The organism is Luteibacter sp. PvP120, from assembly GCF_054055715.1.
Genome location: NZ_JBSRXP010000019.1, coordinates 1 through 2,500, shown reverse-complemented (window position 1 = coordinate 2,500; position 2,500 = coordinate 1). Strand labels below are relative to the sequence as shown.

Here is a 2,500-nt window from a genome sequence, read left to right as displayed (position 1 = left end):
CTTGACCAGGTTGAAGGTGCGGTAACACGCACTGGAGGACCGAACCCACATCTGTTGCAATAGATGGGGATGAGTTGAGGATCGGAGTGAAAGGCTAAACAAACTCGGAGATAGCTGGTTCTCCTCGAAAGCTATTTAGGTAGCGCCTCGTGCGAACACTGTTGGGGGTAGAGCACTGTTATGGCTAGGGGGTCATTGAGACTTACCAAACCATGGCAAACTCCGAATACCAACACGTGATACACGGGAGACACACGGCGGGTGCTAACGTCCGTCGTGAAAAGGGAAACAACCCAGACCCGCAGCTAAGGTCCCAAAGTCATAGCTAAGTGGAAAACGATGTGGAAAGGCATAGACAGCCAGGAGGTTGGCTTAGAAGCAGCCATCCTTTAAAGAAAGCGTAATAGCTCACTGGTCGAGTCGGTCTGCGCGGAAGATTTAACGGGGCTAAGCTATGCACCGAAGCTCGGGGTGTACAGATTTTGATCTGTACGCGGTAGAGGAGCGTTCCGTAGGCCTGTGAAGGTGAGTCGTAAGGCTTGCTGGAGGTATCGGAAGTGCGAATGCTGACATGAGTAACGATAAGGGGGGTGAAAAGCCTCCCCGCCGAAAGCCCAAGGTTTCCTCGCGCAACGTTCATCGGCGCAGGGTGAGTCGGCCCCTAAGGCGAGGCAGAAATGCGTAGTCGATGGGAAGCAGGTTAATATTCCTGCACTTTTCTACAGTGCGATGTGGGGACGGAGAAGGTTAGGTCTACCAGGCGTTGGTTGTCCTGGGGAAAGGCGGTAGGCATGATTCTTAGGCAAATCCGGGAATCTTTATGCCGAGCACCGAGACGAGTCCTATGAGGACGAAGTGACTGACACCACGCTTCCAGGAAAAGCCACTAAGCTTCAGCTGTAGAAAAACCGTACCGCAAACCGACACAGGTAGGCAGGGTGAGAATCCCAAGGCGCTTGAGAGAACTCGGGTGAAGGAACTAGGCAAAATGGCACCGTAACTTCGGGAGAAGGTGCGCCCCTTGGTGTGGTCACGTGCGTGACTGAGCATCGAGGGGTCGCAGTAACCTGGCCGCTGCGACTGTTTATCAAAAACACAGCACTCTGCAAACACGAAAGTGGACGTATAGGGTGTGACGCCTGCCCGGTGCTGGAAGGTTAATTGATGGGGTCAGCCGCAAGGCGAAGCTCTTGATCGAAGCCCCAGTAAACGGCGGCCGTAACTATAACGGTCCTAAGGTAGCGAAATTCCTTGTCGGGTAAGTTCCGACCTGCACGAATGGCGTAACGACAGCGGCGCTGTCTCCACCCGAGACTCAGTGAAATTGAAATCGCTGTGAAGATGCAGCGTTCCCGCGGCAAGACGGAAAGACCCCGTGAACCTTTACTATAGCTTTACATTGAACGTTGAGTTCTTCTGTGTAGGATAGGTGGGAGGCTATGAAACCGAGACGCTAGTTTCGGTGGAGCCATCCTTGAAATACCACCCTGAAGTGCTTGACGTTCTAACCTAGGTCCGTAATCCGGATCGGGGACCATGTATGGTGGGTAGTTTGACTGGGGCGGTCTCCTCCCAAAGAGTAACGGAGGAGCACGAAGGTACGCTCAGCGCGGTCGGACATCGCGCACTGTGTGCAAAGGCATAAGCGTGCTTGACTGCGAGATCGACGGATCAAGCAGGTACGAAAGTAGGTCTTAGTGATCCGGTGGTTCTGTATGGAAGGGCCATCGCTCAACGGATAAAAGGTACTCCGGGGATAACAGGCTGATACCGCCCAAGAGTTCATATCGACGGCGGTGTTTGGCACCTCGATGTCGGCTCATCACATCCTGGGGCTGTAGCCGGTCCCAAGGGTATGGCTGTTCGCCATTTAAAGTGGTACGCGAGCTGGGTTCAGAACGTCGTGAGACAGTTCGGTCCCTATCTGTCGTGGGCGTTGGAGATTTGAGGGGGGCTGCTCCTAGTACGAGAGGACCGGAGTGGACGTTCCGCTGGTGTTCGGGTTGTCATGCCCATGGCATTGCCCGGTAGCTACGAACGGAAGTGATAACCGCTGAAAGCATCTAAGCGGGAAGCACGCCCCAAGATGAGATCTCCCGAGAGCTAGACTCTCCTTAAGGCACCATCAAGACTAGGTGGTTGATAGGCACGGTGTGGAAGTGCAGCAATGCATTGAGCTTACGTGTACTAATGAGCCGTGAGGCTTGACCATATAACCCCAAGACGCTTCACCGTCTTAATCTCTTACTCGCGGTTCGACTAAAACCCGGACGCTTGTCACTCGTTTACACCCTCTGTGGAGCCGGCGCTCGAAAAGCGCTGCTCCCACCCCTTCCCTGGCGGCTATAGCGGCGTGGTACCACCTGATCCCTTCCCGAACTCAGAAGTGAAACGCGCATGCGCCGATGGTAGTGTGGCTCAAGCCATGCAAGAGTAGGTCACCGCCAGGGGCTTTATCCCGGAAACCCGGTCTCATTTGAGACCGGGTTTTCTTTTTGTC

At 54.3% G+C, this 2,500-nt stretch carries 2 rRNA genes (1 of these 2 cut by a window edge); both read left to right on the top strand.

The features are described 5' to 3' along the window. Positions 1 to 2,212: ribosomal RNA gene (locus tag ACVKN3_RS19385) — 23S ribosomal RNA — on the top strand; it begins 673 nt to the left of the window's first position. A 123-nt stretch (positions 2,213 to 2,335) separates the two neighbouring features. Next, a 5S ribosomal RNA gene (gene rrf / locus ACVKN3_RS19380) occupies positions 2,336 to 2,450 on the top strand. Positions 2,451 to 2,500 lie beyond the last annotated feature (50 nt).